This is a genomic window from Pseudomonas sp. D47 (assembly GCF_045447305.1).
Taxonomy (GTDB): domain Bacteria; phylum Pseudomonadota; class Gammaproteobacteria; order Pseudomonadales; family Pseudomonadaceae; genus Aquipseudomonas.
Window position 1 is genome coordinate 31,678 of the sequence record NZ_JBJGXU010000021.1, and the last position, 19,156, is coordinate 50,833.

16 protein-coding genes and 1 pseudogene are annotated in these 19,156 nt (G+C 61.6%); 9 read left to right on the forward strand and 8 right to left on the reverse strand.

Annotated features, from left to right (window positions below):
- The first annotated feature begins 22 nt into the window (after positions 1-22).
- Together ACI77I_RS15905 and ACI77I_RS15910 are read left to right on the forward strand one after the other, a co-directional pair.
- On the forward strand, positions 23-1,213 hold the full coding sequence (locus ACI77I_RS15905; protein ID WP_406997938.1) for an MFS transporter: 1,191 nt from the start codon (positions 23-25) through the stop codon (positions 1,211-1,213).
- Positions 1,210-1,611 carry a DUF4440 domain-containing protein gene (locus ACI77I_RS15910; protein WP_094952149.1) on the forward strand — a complete coding sequence of 134 codons (402 nt, stop codon included), beginning with the start codon at positions 1,210-1,212 and terminating at the stop codon, positions 1,609-1,611. Before ACI77I_RS15905 ends, ACI77I_RS15910 begins: the two co-directional genes overlap by 4 nt.
- Positions 1,612-2,200: 589 nt before the next feature.
- Here the strand turns inward: ACI77I_RS15910 and ACI77I_RS15915 are convergent.
- From ACI77I_RS15915 to ACI77I_RS15930, 4 genes are read right to left on the reverse strand one after another with little or no spacing between them, the layout of a single operon-like run.
- Positions 2,201-3,061 carry an efflux RND transporter periplasmic adaptor subunit gene (locus tag ACI77I_RS15915; protein ID WP_406997939.1) on the reverse strand — a complete coding sequence of 287 codons (861 nt, stop codon included), beginning with the start codon at positions 3,059-3,061 and terminating at the stop codon, positions 2,201-2,203.
- A 10-nt stretch (positions 3,062-3,071) separates the two neighbouring features.
- The gene (locus ACI77I_RS15920) at positions 3,072-3,272 is read right to left on the reverse strand and encodes a DUF1656 domain-containing protein (RefSeq protein ID WP_094951312.1); all 201 of its coding nucleotides are present in this window, start codon (positions 3,270-3,272) and stop codon (positions 3,072-3,074) included.
- Entirely contained in the window at positions 3,262-5,439 is a 2,178-nt protein-coding gene (locus tag ACI77I_RS15925) for an FUSC family protein (protein WP_406997940.1), read from the reverse strand. Before ACI77I_RS15925 ends, ACI77I_RS15920 begins: the two co-directional genes overlap by 11 nt.
- Positions 5,440-5,449: 10 nt before the next feature.
- Entirely contained in the window at positions 5,450-7,009 is a 1,560-nt protein-coding gene (locus tag ACI77I_RS15930) for an efflux transporter outer membrane subunit (RefSeq protein WP_406997941.1), read from the reverse strand.
- 182 nt (positions 7,010-7,191) lie between these two features.
- Here ACI77I_RS15930 and ACI77I_RS15935 point away from each other — a divergent pair, with 182 nt between their 5' ends.
- From ACI77I_RS15935 to ACI77I_RS15955, 5 genes are all read left to right on the forward strand, one after another.
- A complete protein-coding gene (locus tag ACI77I_RS15935; RefSeq protein ID WP_094951310.1) occupies positions 7,192-8,160 on the forward strand; it encodes a LysR family transcriptional regulator in 969 nt (322 codons plus the stop codon).
- Between the two features lie 202 nt (positions 8,161-8,362).
- Complete coding sequence (locus ACI77I_RS15940; RefSeq protein WP_406997942.1) at positions 8,363-9,337, forward strand: 2-hydroxyacid dehydrogenase; 975 nt, start codon at positions 8,363-8,365, stop codon at positions 9,335-9,337.
- A gap of 91 nt (positions 9,338-9,428) precedes the next feature.
- Positions 9,429-10,331, forward strand: coding sequence for a chemotaxis protein CheV (locus tag ACI77I_RS15945; RefSeq protein WP_094951308.1), 903 nt, complete (start codon positions 9,429-9,431; stop codon positions 10,329-10,331).
- 3 nt (positions 10,332-10,334) lie between these two features.
- A complete protein-coding gene (locus ACI77I_RS15950; protein WP_094951307.1) occupies positions 10,335-10,817 on the forward strand; it encodes an N-acetyltransferase in 483 nt (160 codons plus the stop codon).
- Between the two features lie 108 nt (positions 10,818-10,925).
- On the forward strand, positions 10,926-11,666 hold the full coding sequence (locus tag ACI77I_RS15955) for a YkgJ family cysteine cluster protein (protein WP_094951306.1): 741 nt from the start codon (positions 10,926-10,928) through the stop codon (positions 11,664-11,666).
- Here the strand turns inward: ACI77I_RS15955 and ACI77I_RS15960 are convergent.
- The 4 genes and pseudogenes from ACI77I_RS15960 to ACI77I_RS15975 all read right to left on the reverse strand — a co-directional run bounded on the left by ACI77I_RS15960 (position 11,663) and on the right by ACI77I_RS15975 (position 14,664).
- Positions 11,663-12,787: a transporter substrate-binding domain-containing protein gene (locus ACI77I_RS15960; RefSeq protein WP_406997952.1), complete on the reverse strand. Its 1,125-nt coding sequence runs from the start codon at positions 12,785-12,787 to the stop codon at positions 11,663-11,665. The two genes, ACI77I_RS15955 and ACI77I_RS15960, sit on opposite strands and share 4 nt — an antisense overlap.
- A gap of 303 nt (positions 12,788-13,090) precedes the next feature.
- A pseudogene (locus ACI77I_RS15965) lies at positions 13,091-13,436 on the reverse strand (PAS domain-containing protein); the annotation flags it as partial.
- A 50-nt stretch (positions 13,437-13,486) separates the two neighbouring features.
- Positions 13,487-14,269 (reverse strand): transporter substrate-binding domain-containing protein, encoded by a 783-nt coding sequence (locus tag ACI77I_RS15970; RefSeq protein WP_094951305.1) that lies wholly within the window; start codon positions 14,267-14,269, stop codon positions 13,487-13,489.
- A 161-nt stretch (positions 14,270-14,430) separates the two neighbouring features.
- A complete protein-coding gene (locus ACI77I_RS15975; RefSeq protein ID WP_094951304.1) occupies positions 14,431-14,664 on the reverse strand; it encodes a hypothetical protein in 234 nt (77 codons plus the stop codon).
- A gap of 215 nt (positions 14,665-14,879) precedes the next feature.
- Between ACI77I_RS15975 and ACI77I_RS15980 the strand changes: the two genes are divergently transcribed.
- Both ACI77I_RS15980 and ACI77I_RS15985 read left to right on the forward strand, forming a co-directional pair.
- Positions 14,880-16,046: an efflux RND transporter periplasmic adaptor subunit gene (locus ACI77I_RS15980; protein ID WP_094951303.1), complete on the forward strand. Its 1,167-nt coding sequence runs from the start codon at positions 14,880-14,882 to the stop codon at positions 16,044-16,046.
- Positions 16,043-19,138, forward strand: a complete 3,096-nt coding sequence (locus tag ACI77I_RS15985; protein WP_406997943.1) for a multidrug efflux RND transporter permease subunit — start codon at positions 16,043-16,045, stop codon at positions 19,136-19,138. The genes ACI77I_RS15980 and ACI77I_RS15985 overlap by 4 nt, the downstream gene beginning before the upstream one ends.
- Positions 19,139-19,156 lie beyond the last annotated feature (18 nt).

The following is a 19,156-nucleotide window of genomic DNA, read 5'->3' on the forward strand; positions in this document are numbered from 1 at the left end:
CTTCACTCGCAGGATCGCGTTCATGACCTACCGCTCGAAAGTCGCCTGGATCTTCTTACTCGGCTTCGCCCTGGACCTGGTGAACATGTTTGTCGCCACGGTCGCCTACCCGGACATCGCCCGCGAGCTGCATGCCTCAGTGACGCAACTGGCCTGGATCAGCAACGCCTACATGCTGGGGCTGACCGTGATCATCCCTTTGAGTGTGTGGCTGGCGGCGATACTGGGTGAACGCACGCTGATCGCGGCGAGCCTGCTGTTATTCGCGGGGGCTTCGGTGATGGTCGGCCAGGCGGGTTCAATCGAAACGTTGATTGGCTGGCGCGCGCTGCAAGGCTTGGGCGGTGGTTTGCTGATTCCCGTGGGGCAAGCCATGGCTTACCGGCATTACCCGGCGGCAGAACGCAGCCAACTCACGGCGCGGGTGATGTCGGTAGCCCTGCTGGTACCGGCGCTGTCCCCGGCGTTGGGCGGGCTGATCGTCGACAGCGTGTCATGGCGCTGGATCTTCTACGCCAACCTACCGCTGGCGTTGCTCACGCTGCTGCTGGCACTGCTGTGGATAAAACCTGACGCGCCGGCAACGGTGCGCCCGGCCTTGGCCCTGGGCAGTATTTTCAAACAGATCCGCAGCCCGATGCTGCGCGTGGCGATGCTGGTCTATCTGTTCATCCCCGGCGTATTTATCGGCACCAGCCTGATCGCCATCCTCTACCTGCGAGGCCTGGGCTACGACGCCACACGCACCGGCGCGCTGATGTTGCCGTGGGCGCTGGCGTCGGCGCTGGCGATTTTCCTGAGCAAAAAACTGTTCAACCGCAGCGGCCCCAAACCCTTGCTGCTGGCGGGCATGGCCCTGCAATGTGTCGGCATTCTGCTGCTGACAAAACCCGAACCGGCCTTGGTTATTCTGGCCTATACGTTGATGGGCCTGGGCGGCAGCCTGTGCAGCAGCACCGCACAGACCCTGGCGTTTCTCGACATACCCGCCGAGCGCATGGGCCATGCCAGCGCCCTGTGGAACATCAATCGGCAAGTCAGCTTCTGCCTGGGCGCTGCCGCCCTCAGTGCGTTGTTGTCGGCCTTGGATTCCTTTGCCATAACCTTCACGATGGCCGCAGCCCTGACACTGTTGCCCCTTTTTGCTGTGTTGCGCCTGGATGCGTCCAGGGTACGCACACTGCTTCACCCTGCCAGCGAGTCCCAGCAATGATTGATTACAGCGATTTTTTTGAGGAAGTGATCCAGACCCACGTCGAGATCGAACAATGGTTTGCCGGCGTTGCGCCCCAGGAAACTCTGGAAACCTTGCTTGCGCGGTTCTCACCTGAATTCAGCATGGTCGCGCCCGCCACGGGGACGAGGGTGAATGCAGCCGGCGTTAAAGCGCTGTTCACACGTTTGGGCGGCATGCGCCCGGGGTTGAAGATCACCTTGAGCGAAATGGCCGGTATTGACCGGCATGCACGCGGCGCGACGGTGACTTACCGCGAGCATCAGGTTGACGACAGCGGCACGCAAACCGATCGCCGCGCCACCGTGGTGTTTGAAAAGCAGGCCAGCGGCGCGCTGTTGTGGCGCCATTTGCACGAAACCTTCATCAAGGCCTGACGCGGTCAAAAAAATGTGGGAGCTGGCTTGCCTGCGATAGCGGTGGGTCAACTGCACATCCTTCAACTGACAGTCCCCCATCGCAGCATAGGTATCTACACATCTTTTTATGGGTTGGATTCTTTGGTTGTCGCGGGGGCGCGGGGTACATATCCGTTATTTGGGCAACGGCTGCGTAGGGTTCCGCTCTTACAGCGGGTCACTTTTGGAAAAGAGCCCCAAAAGTAACCAAAAGGGCTCTTGCCCCACCACTCAGCACCTCGCTCACGCTTCGGTGTGCCCTCACTCCGGCTTTGGAGCGGGGGCCGCCGCCATGGGCCATCCTTGGCCCATGGCGGCGGCCCACGGATTCAAGCCGGAGTGAGGGCATGCCGAGCCTAGGCGAGGCAACGAGTGGTGGGGCGAGGACTTTTTGGTTACTTTTTGGTCCTTCAAAAAGTGACCCGCTGTAAGAGCGGAACCCTAAGCAGCCGTTACCGCAGCAACGGATATGTACTCATATCTACCTAAAAAACCCGTCAAAAGCTTAGCGCAACAAAAAAAGTTGCGTAGATACCCATGACTATCGCAGGCAAGCCAGCTCCCACATTCAGTTTTGCGTCGGGTTGACGATGACGGTGCAAGTAATCCCCGCCGCCAGCAGCACGCCTTCAGGCACTTCATCAATGTGAATCCGCACCGGCACGCGCTGGGCCAGGCGCACCCAGTTGAAGGTCGGGTTCACATCGGCGATCAGTTCGCGACTCTCCGGGTTGTCACGGTCGTAGATGCCGCGCGAGATGCTTTCCACGTGGCCCTTGAGCGTCTCGCCACTCATCAGTTGCATATCGGCCTTGTCACCAACTTTGACGTGGGGCAACTTGGTCTCTTCAAAGAAGCCATATACCCAGAACGAGTTCATATCGACCACGGCCATCTTGGCTTCGCCGATGCGCGCGTAATCGCCGCGGTGCACGTTGAGGTTGGTGACGTAGCCGTCCACCGCCGCCACCACCTGGGTGCGCCTGAGGTTGAGTTCGGCCGCTTCCAGTTGCGCCAGCGCATGCTGGTAATCAGCCAGGGCCGAGTCGGCGATGTTGCTGGCATCGTCGCGGTTTTCCTTGGAAATCACCAGGGCGTCGAGGTCGGCGCGGCGGTGGGCGTTGACCTTGCGCATCTCCCAGGTGGCTTTGCGCGAGGCGACCAGCGATTGCGCCTGCTTGACCGCGATGCGGTAGTGCTCGGGGTCGATCTGCATCAGCAGATCGCCCCTTTTCACCAACTGGTTATCACGCACCGGCACATCCACCACTTCGCCGGTGACGTCGGCCGCCACGTTGATGATGTCGGCGCGCACGCGGCCGTCGCGGGTCCACGGCGTTTCCATGTAGTGCACCCACAACGTGCGGCCAATCCAGATCGCCAAAGCCAATACCAGCAAGGTCGCGAGCAGGCTGAAAAACTTTTTCATCGGGGCATTCTCAACGGTAGACGGTCAGCGCCAGGGCGCCGAACAAGCAAACGAACAGGCTCAGACGCAGCAACGCCGGGTGCCAGAAAAACCGGTACAGGTCCAACCCGGCCAGGAAGCGGTCCAAGGCCCAGGCCAGCCCGGCGGCGATAAAAAACATCAGGGTCATGGTCGGCATGTAGACGCCGTGGAATGCGATTTCACGAGGCATGCGGGGCTCCTTTAAGGGCCGCCAGGGGTGATTGCGGGTCCAGCAACGAGGTGCGGATAAAGTGCAGGTAGCTTTTCACCCGGCGCAGGGCCGAGGTGTCGAAGTGCGGGGCGAAGGGTTCATCGGTGGCCTGCACGCGGCTGATCGCATGGTCGACGGCAATCAGGCCGCGCTCCAGGTTGCTCGCGCTCGGTTGCAGGAACAGCCGCACCAGCGAGCGGCCCATCACGCGGATCGCCTGGCGCCAGGGTTGGGACTCGGCATACGCCGGGTGCACCGGCAAAATCGCCTGCTCCTTGCGCAACTCGATAATCGCGTGGCCGACTTCCAGCACCACGAACATCCAGCGCAGCAGGTCGCGCTGCACGTGCGGCTGGCCGACGGCGAGGCCGTAGGCCTGGTGCAGCAGGTCGCGGGTGCGGCTTTCGAAACTTGACGCCAGGCCCTTGAGCTTGCCGCTGATCGCGTACACCACTTGCTCACGCAGGTCCTGTTCCAGGCGGCGCCATAACCAGCGGCTGTTTGGCGGCAGGATAATCGCGCCCGCCGCCGCACACACCAACATGCCGATGACCATGGCGATGTAGTCGTTGATAAAGGTGTAGGGGTTGTAGACCGTGAGGTTGTCCGGCACCGAACCGGTGCTGAAGAAAATCAACAGGCCCACACCGACGCCGGCGTACTGCGGACGTGAGGCGAGGAAGGCGCCGAAGATGATCACCGGCGCAAGCATTACGCACAGCAGCGGGAAGCCGTCGATCCAGGGGAACACGAAGAACATTTCGACGAAGCCCACCAGCGCACCGATCAACGTGCCGCAGGCCATCTGGAAGGCCATGCGTTTGGGGTTGGGCGTGGCGGCGGACAAGCCAACGGTGGCGGCGGCGATCAGGGTCATGGTCGCGCCGCTGGGCCAGGCGGTGGCGACCCAGTAACTGCCCAGCACAATCAGAATAAACGACGCGCGAATCCCCGAAGCGGCGCAGGCCAGCCAGTTGGTTTTCGGCGTGTAGACTTCGTCCCACTGCTCGCGCGCATGGGTGTGATCGGCCAGCGATGCGTGGGTTTGCGCGTAGTTGTGCAGGTCGTCGACGAAGCGGTACAGCAGCTCGTAGGCGGTATGGAAATCCAGCTGCTCGGCCTCGCTCGGGTTACCCTCCTGGAAGGTCGCACGCAGGCTGCGCACCTTGGCGGGCAGGCCATCTTTATAGGCACTCAGTTGATTGACCAAGCGCCCAGCGTCGGGGCTGGTCAGGGCGCGGCCGGAGAAACCATCAAGCACTTCGGCCAGGTCTTGCAGGCCCGGCTTGATCGCGGCGACCACGTGATCCGCCGCATCCGTGCGCAACCGCTCAAGCAACTGGTGCAAGGCGTTGAAGCGCGTGGTGATGCTCATGAATTCGCTGTTGAGGCGACTGAGCCGGCCATTCCTTCGGCGCATATGCGGGTCTTCAAACACGGTGACGCTGCGCAGCCCTTCCAGGCCCACGGCTTCGGCGATAAAGCGCACGTTGCTGGCCTCGAACCCTTCGCGCTGGCTACGCCCACGCAAGCCGTCGGTGACGAACAATGCGAACACGCCAAAGCGTTGATACAAGGCATTGCGCATGGCGGCGCTGCTGGTTTGCGGCAGGATCGCGGCGCTGACCACGGTGGAGCAGAGAATCCCCAGTGAAATTTCCAGCACCCGCCACACCGCCGCCATAAAGGCGCCGTCCGGGTGCGCCAGGGCCGGTAAACCGACCATCGCCGCCGTGTAGCCGGCCAACACAAACCCATAGGCGCGAAAGTTGCGATTACGCGTCGCGCCTGCGGTGCAAATGCCCACCCAGATCGCCAGTGCGCCGAGGAACAGTTCGGTGTTCTGAGCAAACAAGGCGATCAACAAGACCATCACCGCCGACCCCGCCAAGGTGCCGAGGAAGCGGTAAAAACTCTTGGCGAACACCTGGCCGCTCTGCGGTTGCATCACGATAAACACGGTGATCATCGCGGTGCGCGGTTGCGGCAGTTCCAGGCGCATCGCTAGCCACAGCGTGAGGAACGCGGCGATCAGCACCTTGAAGATGTACACCCAGGTCACGCCATCGCTGCGTGCCCAGTCGAAAAAACCACGGCGCCACTCCAAGGAGTGCAACCAGCGCAGCGGTGCAGGCAAGGGCGTCATTAAAGGCTACTCAGTGATCAAACACGGCCAGTGCCGCCGGGGTTTTGCTCGGGAGGGTCTTGGCGTGTTGCGGTACATCGTCGCCGGCACCGAGTCCGCCGCCGAGGGCGGTGACCAGCTCGGCATGCGCACTCAAGCGCGCGGCCTGCACCTGTTGCTCGACCTGTTGCTGGCGAAACAGCAGGGTCTGGGCGTTCAACACGTTCACGTAATCGGTGAGGCCGCGCTGGTAGGCGATCATCGCGATGTCGTAGGTTTTCTGCGCCGAGGCCACCGATTGCGCGGCGAAGCTCGACTGCTTGTCCATGGATTCGCGGCGGATCAACTGGTCGCTGATGCCCTTGAGCGCGTTGACCAGGGTCTGGTTGTACTTGGCCACAGCGATGTCATAACCGGCGCTGGCTTCGCCCAATTCTCCACGCAAACGGCCGCCCTCGAAGATCGGCAAGGTGATCGCCGGGCCGACGTTGTAGTTGAATTTCTTGCCCGCCAGAAACGCCAGCATGCCGCCGCCGGTGGCCATATAGCCAAGGCTGCCGACCAGGTCAACATTGGGGTAGAAACCGGCGTGGGCCACATCGATGCCTCGGGCCTGTGCGGCGACCTGCCAACGGCTGGCAACCACGTCCGGGCGTTGGCCGAGCAATTGCGCCGGCAAGCTCGACGGCAATTTCAGCGGGGCGGCCAGGGACAAACTCGGGCGTTGCAGTTGCGCGCCTTCACCCGGGCCCTTGCCCGCTAAAGCAGCCAGCTGGTTACGGCTCAGGGCGATTTCTTCGTCCAAGGCGTCGAGCTGGCGATGGGTCTCTGGCAACGGCGTTTCGGCCTGGCTCACGTCGAAGTGGGTGCCGATCCCGGCGTCCAGGCGTTTGTTGGCCAGGTCGAGAATCTGCTGTTGCTGGGCCAAGGTCGCGGCGGCGATATCACGGTTGGCGTAATGCAGCGACAGCTGGATATAGGCGCGCACCACGTTGTTTTGCAGTTCGAGCTGGGCCTGGCGCGCTTCGGCGGTGCTCATATGCGCCAGGTCGACGGCGCGTTCGGTGGCATTGCTTTCGCGGCCCCAGAGGTCGAGGGCGTAGCTCAGGCCCAGGGACGAATTATTGTCCCAGGTGTTGGCGCCACTCAGTTCGCCCGGGCCGTAGAACTGATCTTTGGGCCAGTTGTGGCGCTTGAGGGTGGTGTCACTGTTGATCTGCAACGACTCGGCCGACTCGGCAATCCCGGCCATGGCCCGCGCCTCACGCACCCGCGCGGCGGCCATGGCCAGGCTCGGGCTGTTTTGCGTGGCGAGTTGAACCCAACGATTGAGTTGCGGGTCACCGTAGGCTTGCCACCATTGCGTGGTGGGCCAGTGGGCGTCTTGGGCGGCGCTTTGGATGGCTTCGTCGGTGGCCAGGTTATTGGCGTTTAGGGCCTGGCCTTGGGGGGCGATTCCTCCGGTTCCGATGCAGCCGCTGATTGCTAACGATAAGGCGCAAACACTGAGAGCCTGCTGCCCTCTGTTGATGAGAGCCTTCAGCTCTAGGTTAATAAGAGTCTTCGGCTCTCTGCTGATGCGACGCGGCACGGCAAGCGTATTCCTGAGGTGGTGTTGCGGGAGAGGTGGCGCAATTCTAGGGGGCGCGATGGAGGACGATAAGCTGGCATTCCTGTGAATCTTTATTACCGTTCAGGCGATAATCCGTTGGTAGGGATCACTGAACGGCGTAACTTTCTGTCACAATTTGTTATCTCCCCTGAGAACACTCCATGGACACTTTGCAAAACATGCGCGCTTTCAGTTGCGTGGCCGAAGCTGGCAGCTTCACCGCCGCCGCCGGGCAACTGGACACCACCACTGCCAACGTCTCGCGCGCGGTCTCCAACCTTGAGGCCCATCTGCAAACCCGCTTGCTCAACCGCACCACCCGACGCATCGCGCTGACCGAAGCCGGCAAACGTTATTTGCTGCGCTGCGAGCAGATCCTCGCCTATGTCGAGGAAGCCGAGGCCGAAGCCAGCGATGCACACGCACGCCCCGCCGGGCAGTTGAAAGTGCACACCATGACCGGCATCGGCCAGCATTTCGTCATCGACGCGATTGCCCGCTACCGCCGTACCCACCCCGACGTGACTTTCGACCTAACCCTGGCCAACCGCGTGCCGGACCTGCTCGATGAGGGTTATGACGTGTCCATCGTGCTAGCCAGCGAACTGCCCGACTCGGGTTTCGTGTCTCAGCGCCTAGGTATCACCTACAGCATCGCCTGTGCCTCGCCGGATTACGTCAAGGCCAAGGGGTGTGCGCAGCGGCCGCAGGACTTGCTCAACCACGCCTGCCTGCGGTTGGTGAGCCCGGTGATCCAGCTGGATAAATGGACCTTCAACGGGCCTGAAGGCCAGGAAAGTGTGGCGATCAACACTTCACCGTTTCTGGTGAATTCGGCCGACGCGATGAAAACCGCGATTACCAGTGGTATGGGCGTCGGCCTGTTGCCGGTGTATGCCGCCATCGAAGGCCTGCGCAATGGCACCTTGGTGCGGGTGATGCCGACCTATCGCTCGCAAGAGCTGAACCTGTACGCCATCTACCCGTCGCGCCAGTATCTGGATGCGAAGATCAAGACGTGGGTGGAATACCTGCGTGGGTCGTTGCCGGAGATTCTGGCGGCGCATCAGGCCGAGTTGGTGGCGTATGAATTGAGCGGCAGCCTGAGTGGGGCGCGGTTGGCGAACTGATTTTGGATTGCTACCCCACAACCACCATCAATTTACTGTGAGAGCTGGCTTGCCTGCGATAGCGGCGGGCCAACTGCAGATGTATCACTGACAGATTGCTATCGCAGGCAAGCCAGCCACCCGTTAAAGGGTCGCCCTGACAATTGTCGGCAGGAATGTTAGCGTGCTTACCATTCTTCCGTAGTCGATGAGCCCGCCTGCAATGAAAAAGACCGTCCTCGCCTTCAGCCGCATCACCCCGCACATGATCGAGCGCCTGCAACAGGATTTCGAGGTGATCGCCCCCAACCCCAAGCTGGGCGATATCAACGCTCAATTCAATGAAGCCCTGCCCCACGCGCACGGCCTGATCGGCGTAGGCCGCAAGCTCGGCCGCGCACAGCTCGAAGGCGCAAGCAAACTGGAAGCGGTCTCCAGCGTGTCGGTAGGCTACGACAACTACGACGTGCCGTACTTCAACGAGCGCGGGATCATGCTCACCAACACTCCCGATGTGCTCACCGAAAGCACCGCCGACCTGGCCTTCGCCCTGCTGATGAGCAGCGCACGTCGCGTAGCCGAACTGGACGCCTGGACCAAGGCCGGCCAGTGGAAAGCCAGCGTTGGCGCACCATTGTTCGGTTGCGATGTACACGGCAAAACCCTCGGCATCGTTGGCATGGGCAACATCGGCGCGGCCATCGCCCGTCGCGGGCGCCTGGGTTTCAATATGCCGATCCTCTACAGCGGCAACAGCCGCAAGACCGCGCTGGAACAGGAACTGGGCGCGCAATTTCGCAGCCTCGACCAGTTGCTGGCCGAGTCGGACTTCGTCTGCCTGGTGGTGCCATTGAGCGACAAGACCCGCCACTTGATCAGCACCCGCGAGCTGGGCCTGATGAAATCCAGCGCTATCCTGATCAATATCTCCCGTGGCCCGGTGGTGGACGAGCCGGCGCTGATCGAAGCCCTGCAAACCCAGAAAATTCGTGGCGCCGGGCTGGACGTGTATGAGCAGGAACCGCTGGCTGAATCGCCGTTGTTCCAGCTGAGCAACGCCGTGACCCTGCCGCACATCGGCTCGGCCACCCACGAAACCCGAGAAGCCATGGCCAACCGCGCCCTGGACAACCTGCGCAGTGCCTTGCTGGGTCAGCGCCCGCAGGACTTGGTGAACCCACAGGTATGGAAGGGCTGACACACTCCCCCACACAAATCCGGTTAAAGCCTGGCGCGCCCAAGTCGATAACCCTCTATAGATCGTCATCCCTGATCCACAGAAGGTTTTTATGTCCACCACCAAAGCCCGCGCAGATTCACTCTCGCTTCTGCTCTTTACCTTGCGCAGCGGCAAGCTGATGGCGATCAACCTGCTGAAAGTCAGTGAAATCATCCCCTGCCCGCCGCTGACCAAGCTGCCCGAGTCTCACCCTCACGTTAAGGGCATCGCCACGCTGCGCGGTGCTTCGCTGTCGGTGATCGACCTGAGCCGAGCCCTGGGCGAAATGCCCCTGGCAGACCCGAATGGCGGCTGCCTGATCGTCACCGACGTCAGCCGCTCCAAGCAGGGCCTGCATGTGCAGGCGGTGAGCAAGATCGTGCACTGCCTGACCACCGATATACGCCCGCCACCGTATGGCTCCGGCGGCAATCGCTCGTTCATCACTGGGGTCACCCAAGTCGAAGGCGGGCTGGTGCAGGTGCTGGATATCGAAAAGGTCATCCACGGCATCGCCCCGGCACCGGCTGAAGCGGCGCCGACCGACCTGACCATGGAAGAGGCCGAAGTACTCGGCAATGCGCGGATTCTGGTGGTGGACGACAGCCAGGTCGCCCTGCAGCAGTCGGTACACACCTTGCGCAACCTCGGCCTGACCTGCCACACCGCCCGCAGCGCCAAGGAAGCCATCGATGTGCTGCTCGAGCTGCAAGGCACGGCCCGGCAGATCAACGTAGTGGTGTCGGACATCGAAATGTCCGAAATGGACGGTTACGCCCTCACCCGCACTTTGCGCGAAACCCCGGACTTCCAGGAGCTTTACGTGCTGCTGCACACCTCCCTGGACAGTGCGATGAACAGTGAAAAGGCGCGGCTGGCAGGTGCCGACGCAGTGCTGACCAAATTCTCGTCGCCTGAACTGACCAAGTGCCTGGTCGTCGCTGCAAAACACGTGGCGCAAAAGGGCCTGTAGCCGGTGGCGGAATACTTCCAACTGCTACGCCGCGACCTCACCACCCGCCTGCCCGCGCCGCAGTGGCCGGTGGGCACGCAGCTGGATCATTACCGCGCAGAGCTGGCCCCAGCGATTCATGCCGTGTTGCGCATGGCCCAAGACCAAGGCGGCGGCCGCGTCGACAGCCTGGAGCAATGGCAACACCGGTTCGTCACCGATGCCGAATTCGACCCGACGCTGTGCCTGGTGGTCAGTAATGGCGACGGCATTCTCGGCGTGGCCCAATGCTGGACCAGTGCGTTTATCAAAAACCTCTGCGTACATCCCTGCGCCCAAGGCCAGGGGCTGGGCCGCGCCTTGTTGCTGCACACCTTTGAGGTATTCAAGCAGCGCGGCGAACCCTACGTCGACCTCAAGGTGCGCGAGAGCAACCTGCGCGCCCGGCAACTCTATGAAAGCGCCGGCATGGTCTTTGTGTTGCGCGACCGGGTACCCGAGGGCTGACCGGCACTGGCGCATAACTTGCTTCGCAAGAGCCTGAACAGTGCATAGAGGCAAAAACCCGTCACTGTTCAAGAGTGCCCTCTGACCTAGCCTGGTGACAGATCCTCCATGAACACTCACTTTTCCTGCGTGGGTTGCGGCAAATGCTGCACCGACCACCATGTGCCCCTGACCCTCGAAGAGGCCCGCAGCTGGGCGGCTGACGGCGGTAACGTCATCGTGCTGGTGGAGGGTTTTCTCGGCAATGGCCTGGGTTTGCCCCCGCAACAACGCGAGCACGCCGAGCGCCGTTCGGTGGTGGTGCCCAGCGGTACTACCGAGGCGTTCGTGGCAATCACCTTTGCCGCTTACAACGCCGGGCGCTGCCGGAATCTTGACGAAGACAACCGCTGCGGCATTTATGAACGTCGCCCGCTGGTGTGTCGCATCTATCCGATGGAAATCAACCCGCATATCCCGCTCAACCCTGGCGCCAAAGACTGCCCGCCGGAGTCCTGGGAGCAAGGCCCCGCGTTGATCGTCGGTGGCGAGTTGATGGATCAGGAGCTGGCTGAGCTGATCCGCCGCTCGCGCCAGGCCGACCGCGATGACGTGCAGACCAAGGAGGCGGTGTGCGCTTTGCTGGGCATTTGCACCACCGCGCTCAAGGGCGACGGGTTTACCGCGTACTTGCCGGACATGAACGCCTTTGCCCAAGCGATCGAATTGGCGCTTGAACAACCGTCCGTGGCCAATGAGTGGGTGTTTCATGTGTCCGGCATGGACATCGCCGAACAACTGCTGGATGCCGGCGCCCAGATTGCCACCCAGGTGCCGGCCAACTACGCGTTTATTTCGTTGCGGGCTTAAAGGCTGGCCAGGCACTCGATTTCGATCCGCGCGCCCGCCAACAGCTTGCCGGCAGCGAAGGTCGTGCGGGTCGGAAGGCGGTCCGCCGGGAAGTAGCCGGCATAGACGCTGTTCATCGCAGCAAACTCCTTAATGTCGGCCAGAATCACCGTGCATTTGGCGACTCGGTCCATCCCCACGCCGTTTTTTTGCAGAATGCTGCGCAGAGTAGTCAACGCCTGGGCGGTTTCTGCACGAATGCCACCGCGCACGAGCTTGCCGTGGTCATCCAGCCCCAGCAAACCCGACACATAGAGGGTTTGCCCCACTTGCACGGTTTCTGAGAACGGCAAACCACCGTCTGCCGGCGTGTAAATCATCTTTGCCGAGGCCGGTTTACTTGCGGCCGGCGCCAGGTAAGGCTGGGTAATGGCCGCGTACTTGCCATTGTCCTTCAAGCGCTGCAATGCCTTGTTCAGCGCCACCGTCAATTCAGGGGTGTTCTTACGCGTGGCAATGGCGACGCCGCCGCCCAGCATTTCGTCGACAACCGCGGGGCCGGCAAAAGCGAACGCGGCGCCCTGAGGCGTGTTCAACAACGCTTCGGTGATTTCAATGGTGTTTTGCAAGGTGGCGTCAATTTCCCCGGCCAGCAGGCTCTTGATCAACTCACCATTGAGGTTGAAGCTGCGCACGGTCACGCCTTGAGGTGCCCACCGCGCCTTGGCGAACGCTTCCCGGCTGGTGCCCGCCAGTACGCCAATACGTTTGCCCTTGAGCGATTGGGGATCTGGCAGCAGGCTTGAACCCGTGCGGACGACCAACTTGCTTTCAAGGGCATAGAGGTCGTGGGTGAAGTCGACCACTTCGCGCCGCGCCGGGGTTGCGGTCATCGGCATGATCGCGTCGAAACGCCCAGCCTGGAGCGCGGCAATATTGGTCGCATAAGGCTGATCGACCCACACACAACGCGCGTTGAGCTCAGCGCACAGGGCGTTACCCAACTCGATATCCAACCCCACAAGCTCGCCTTGCGCAGTGCGGTATTCAAAGGGCGGTACATCCGCCTCGACTCCAAACCGTATCTCGCTCCACGGGTTCGGGCCAGGGGGAGTTACAGCACACCCGCTCCCGGCGAACATAAGCAGAGCGAGCGCCAGCATTCTTGTTGCCGTAGTCATAAACCAGTCCTATGCAAAAGTGGTGTGAGGCATCCGGGCTCGGTCACTCATGACCCAATGCACCCAGTGTTCTAACAAGCACTGACCGGTCTTTAACTACGACACGCCTGTATGTTGAGTAGGAGAATTCCCAAAGTCATAGTAGACAGCTTTTTGCTTTAGCGCCTCAGGCCCCAAAACTCTTGTGCCAACTGGCGCAAATCTTCCCCCGAGCTGCGCGGGCTTTGCTGCCCGGCGCTGACGGTGGCCTCACCGGCGTCGCGGGGCGCACCAACTGATACTCCACCGCCGCCCCTTCCCGATTGACCGGCGTGGCATAGGCGCTGACCCAATAATGCTCGCCGTTCTTACAACGGTTTTTCAGCATGCCCATCCATGAGCGGCCGCTTTTCAGGCTCTGCCAGCTATGCGCAAACGCTGCGGGCGGCATGTCGGGGTGGTGCATCAGGTTATGCGGCGAACCAATCAACTCGTCACGGCTATAACCGCAAACGTCGATGAAACCCTGGTTGGCATAGGTAATCGCGCTGGTCAGGTCAGTGGTCGAGAGGATATTGGCGTCGGGGGCTAAGTCCACATGTCGACCGGTGACCGGCAGATTGATTTTCACGGGAGGGGCAAATACTGATCCAGCTCATATTCCGCACAATTAATTAGCCATCATGGCGTGGCCAGGTGTTCGTAGAGGCGGTAGGGCTGGATGATTCGCTGGTACTCGCCGTTCTGTACCAACTGTTCAAGGGCACCGTTGAGATCATTGAGCAGTTCAATATCAGATTTGCGCAGCGCGATCGCCACGCCGCTGCCCAATAGATCCGCCGAGACTTCGGGGCCAAGGAAGGCAAAATCGCGACCGTGGGAGGTGTCGAGCAGTGACTCACGCAATTCCACGGGGCCTTGCAGGGTAGCGTCGATTTCGCCTGCCACCAGGCTGCGGATCACCTCGTCAATCAGCCAGAAGCTCTTGATGATGACCCCCTTGGGCGCCCACTGCGAACGGGCGAAAGCTTCACGATTACTTCCCAGTAACACTCCGACACGCTTGCCCTTGAGCGAGCGTACGGTAGGCGTTAGGCCTGACGCCCTGCGGCCAACCAGCCGCGTGGTGAACGCATAGAGTTCATCGGTAAAGCTCACCCATCGCCGCCGATTGGACGTAGGCGCTATGCCCATGATCGCGTCAAATTGCCTGGCTTCAAGGGCGGAGAAATTCTCGACAAGGACCTGGTCGACCCAGGTACAACGCACATTCAACTGCCTGCAAAGGGCATTGCCCAATTCGATGTTCACACCGACCAGTTGCCCTTGCGGGCTGCGGCTCTGGAAGGGGGGGAAGTGCGCAACAACCGCGAAGCGGATTTCGCGCCGCGGGGGGTCACTGGCCGCAACGGTATCGACCGACAGCAATAGCGCAAGCGCTGCATAGAGGCAAATCAGAGCCACGGGAAACGTCCTTTTCCGGAAAGACCAACCTCCTTCCCCTGTAAAAACGTGGGGGGGGTAAAGAGGCAGTGCAAACTTTCAAGAAACGGTCGTGGACCTACAATCAGAAACGTCAGCGAACCACGTAGGCAAAAGCCGATACAGCGTCCGACACATTACTCTCAGCGTTTACCCATCGAACGGCGAGTGCCTGGCGGGGCCATGCCTGGGGACTTGGTATGGCCGTTTTTGGCGCCATTCTTGTACCAAGGCTGGGCGGCATTCTTGGCTCCAGCCAACTCACCCGGTTTAAACGGGAACTTGAACGCCGGGATCTCGGCTTGTTCAACGCTTTGAGCGTCGGCCGGATCGACGAGGTCGGCCGCTTCAACAGGGGATTGTGTCGGGGAAGTCATGGAAGCTCCGGAGCGTGCAAAAAATGAGGCGGGGCCGGCTTGCGGGCCACACTGGCGCGCAGTATACCTGCGCGCTTCGGATCTTTAACCACCACTGGTACGAATGGTTGGACTTTACTGACAGCGCTGTCAGTTAGCAGTCACCGTGCTGACCGGGTTGGCGGGCTATAAAGACCTTTCATTCTCCCAACCCTTTGCCCCGGCGCCCCATCCCCATGCACATTCAACGAAAAACCGTCCTGATCGTGGGCGTCCTCGTGGTAGTGGCGATTGCAGCCTGGGCCCTGACCCGGCCGGCCAAGACCAAACTGGCGGCGCCGACCGCCATCCCGGTACGCGTGGTCAGCGTTGTACAGCAGGACATCCCCCGCTTTGTCAGCGGGATCGGCTCGGTGCTGTCGTTGCACAGCGTGATGATTCGCCCGCAAATCGACGGCATCCTCACCCAATTGCTGGTCAAGGAAGGTCAACTGGTCAAAACCGGCGACCTGCTGGCCACCATTGATGATCGCTCGATCCGCGCCAGCCTCGACCAGGCCAGGGCGCAACTGGGGGAAAGCCAGGCGCAGCTGCAAGTGGCGCAGGTCAACCTCAAGCGTTACAAGGAACTGAGCATCGACGACGGCGTGTCGAAACAGACCTACGACCAGCAACAAGCCTTGGTCAACCAACTGAAGGCCACGGCGCAAGGTAATCAGGCCGCGATTGACTCGGCCCTGGTACAGCTTTCCTACACCCAGATTCGCTCTCCCGTCACCGGCCGAGTCGGCATTCGCACCGTGGATGAAGGCAACTTCCTGCGCATGAGTGATACCCAGGGCCTGTTCTCCGTCACGCAAATCGACCCGATTGCCGTGGAGTTCTCATTGCCGCAACAAATGCTGCCAACCCTGCAAGGCCTGATCGCAGCGCCTACCCCGGCCAGCGTCGATGCCTACATGGGGGCCGACACCGACGGCCAGACCGGCGACTTGCTCGGCGAAGGCCACTTGAGCCTGATCGACAACCAGATCAGCTCCACCACCGGCACCCTGCGCGCCAAGGCCGAATTCAAGAATGCTTCGCAGCGCCTGTGGCCGGGGCAGTTGGTGACCATCAAGATCCAGACCGCACTCGACAAGAACGCACTGGTGGTCCCACCCACCGTGGTGCAACGCGGCCTGGACTCGCACTTTGTGTACCGGGTCAAGGGTGACAAGGTCGAGAGTGTGCCGGTGCAAGTCACTTATCAGAACAGCGATGTGAACATCATCAAGGGCGTACAGGCCGGTGATGTGCTGGTCAGCGATGGCCAGTCGCGGCTCAAAGCCGGTGCCCAGGTAGAAGTACTCAAGGAACCGCCGCAAGTGATCCAGACCGTCGACGCCAAGGTGCAGCCATGAGCGCCAACCGCTCGCCGTCCGCCTGGTGCGTTGATCACCCGGTCGCCACCCTGCTGCTGACCTTTGCCCTGGTACTGTTGGGCATCATTGCCTTCCCGCGCCTGGCCGTTGCGCCACTGCCGGAAGCGGAATTCCCGACGATCCAGGTCACCGCGCAACTGCCCGGCGCCAGCCCGGACACCATGGCCTCGTCGGTGGCAACGCCCCTGGAGGTGCAATTCAGTGCCATCCCTGGCATGACCCAAATGACTTCCAGCAGCGCCTTGGGCTCAAGCCTGCTGACCCTGCAATTCACCCTGAACAAGAGCATCGACACCGCCGCGCAAGAAGTGCAGGCGGCGATCAACACCGCCTCCGGCAAGTTGCCCAGCGACATGCCGAGCCTGCCGACCTGGAAGAAGGTCAACCCGGCAGACAGCCCGGTGCTGATCCTCAGCGTCAGCTCCGACAGCATGCCCAGCACCGAGCTGAGTGACTACGTAGAAACCTTGCTGGCCCGACAGATCAGCCAGATCGACGGCGTCGGCCAGATCAACATCACCGGCCAACAACGCCCGGCGATTCGCGTACAGGCCTCGCCCGACAAACTCGCGGCGATTGGCCTGACCCTCGCCGACGTGCGCGTGGCGATCCAGCAATCCAGCTTGAACCTGGCCAAGGGCGCGATCTACGGCGAGAACAGCGTGTCGACCCTGTCCACCAACGACCAGCTGTTTCACCCGGATGAATACGGCCAGTTGATCGTTTCCTACAAGAACGGCGCGCCGGTTCAACTGCGTGACGTCGCAAAAGTCATCAACGGTTCGGAAAACGCCTACGTGCAGGCCTGGTCCGGCGACACACCTGGGGTCAACCTGGTGATTTCGCGCCAGCCCGGCGCCAACATCGTCGAGACCGTGGACCGCATTCAAGCCGAACTGCCGCGCCTGGAAGGCATGCTGCCCGCTTCGGTGCAGGTCAGCGTGTTAACCGACCGCACCAAGACCATCCGCGCGTCCCTGCATGAAGTGGAAGTCACGCTGCTGATCGCCATCTTGCTGGTGGTGGCGGTGATGGCGCTGTTCCTGCGCCAATTGTCGGCGACGCTGATCGTGTCCAGCGTGCTCGGCGTGTCGCTGATCGCCAGTTTCGCCTTGATGTACCTGATGGGTTTCAGCCTGAACAACCTGACCTTGGTGGCGATCGTGATTTCCGTGGGTTTTGTGGTGGACGACGCCATCGTGGTGGTGGAGAACATTCACCGGCACCTGGAAGCGGGCCTGAGCAAACGCGAGGCGGCGATCAAAGGTTCCGGCGAGATTGGCTTTACCGTGGTGTCCATCAGTTTCTCACTGGTGGCGGCGTTTATTCCGCTGCTGTTCATGGGCGGCGTGGTCGGGCGGTTGTTCAAGGAGTTCGCGCTGACGGCGACCTCGACCATCCTGATTTCAGTCGTGGTTTCGTTGACCCTGGCGCCCACCCTCGCCGCGCTGTTCATGCGCGCCCCCACCCATCACGCCCACGACAAACCCGGTTTCAGCGAACGCCTGCTCGCCGCCTACGCCCGCAACCTGCGCCGTGCGCTGGCCCATCAACGCACCATGGCGGCGATCTTCATGGTCACCCTGGCGTTGGCGGTGGTCGGCTACGTGTTTATCCCCAAGGGTTTCTTTCCGGTGCAAGACACCGGTTTTGTACTCGGCACCAGCGAGGCGGCGGCCGACGTGTCGTACCCGGACATGGTCGCCAAGCACAAGGCCCTGGCCGAGATCGTCAAGGCCGACCCAGCCGTGGAGGCGTTTTCCCATTCGGTGGGCGTCACCGGCAGTAACCAGACCATCGCCAACGGCCGCTTCTGGATCGCCTTGAAAGACCGCGGTGATCGTGACGTGTCAGCCAGCCAGTTCATCGACCGTATCCGCCCGAAACTGGCCGCGGTGCCGGGCATTGTGCTGTACCTGCGCGCAGGCCAGGACATCAACCTCAGCTCCGGCCCCAGCCGCGCCCAGTACCAATATGTGCTCAAGAGTAACGACGGCCCGACGTTGAACACCTGGACCCAGCGCCTGACTGAAAAACTGCGCGCCAACCCGGCGTTCCGCGACCTGTCCAACGACCTGCAGCTGGGCGGCAGCATCACCCACATCAGCATCGACCGCCAAGCCGCCGCGCGTTTCGGCCTGACCGCCACCGATGTCGACCAGGCGCTGTATGACGCGTTCGGCCAGCGCCAGATCAACGAGTTCCAGACCGAGATCAACCAGTACCAAGTGGTGCTGGAACTCGACAGCCAACAGCGCGGCAAGGCCGAAAGCCTGAACTACTTCTACCTGCGCTCGCCGTTGACCAACGAGATGGTGCCGCTGTCGGCAGTGGCTAAAGTCGATCCACCCACCGTGGGGCCGTTGTCGATCAGCCATGACGGCATGTTCCCGGCGGCCAACCTGTCGTTCAACCTGGCGCCCGGCGTGGCGTTGGGCGATGCGGTGATCATGCTCAACCAGGCCAAGAACGAAATCGGCATGCCGGCGACCATGATCGGCACCTTCCAGGGCGCCGCCCAGGCGTTCCAGAGTTCGTTGGCCAGCCAGCCCTGGCTGATCCTTGCGGCGCTGGTGGCGGTCTACATTATCCTGGGTGTGCTATATGAGAGCTTTGTGCACCCGCTGACGATCATCTCCACCCTGCCCTCAGCGGGCTTGGGTGCGCTGATCATGCTGTGGCTGCTGGGCCAGGATTTTTCGATCATGGCCTTGATCGGCCTGGTGTTGCTGATCGGTATCGTGAAGAAGAATGGCATCCTGATGATCGACTTCGCCCTGGACGCCCAGCGCGTGCGTGGGCTGCCGCCCGAGGAGGCGATTTATGAAGCCTGCGTCACGCGGTTCCGGCCGATCATCATGACCACCCTCGCCGCCTTGCTCGGCGCGGTGCCGTTGATGCTGGGCTCCGGCCCGGGTGCGGAACTGCGCCAGCCGCTGGGGATCGCCGTGGTAGGCGGCTTGCTGGTGAGCCAGGCGCTGACGCTGTTCACCACACCGGTCATATACTTGTACCTTGAGAAGTTTTTCCACAAGCCCAAACCAGCCAACGAGCTGGCGACCACACACTGAGGCTGAAGCCCCGCCTTG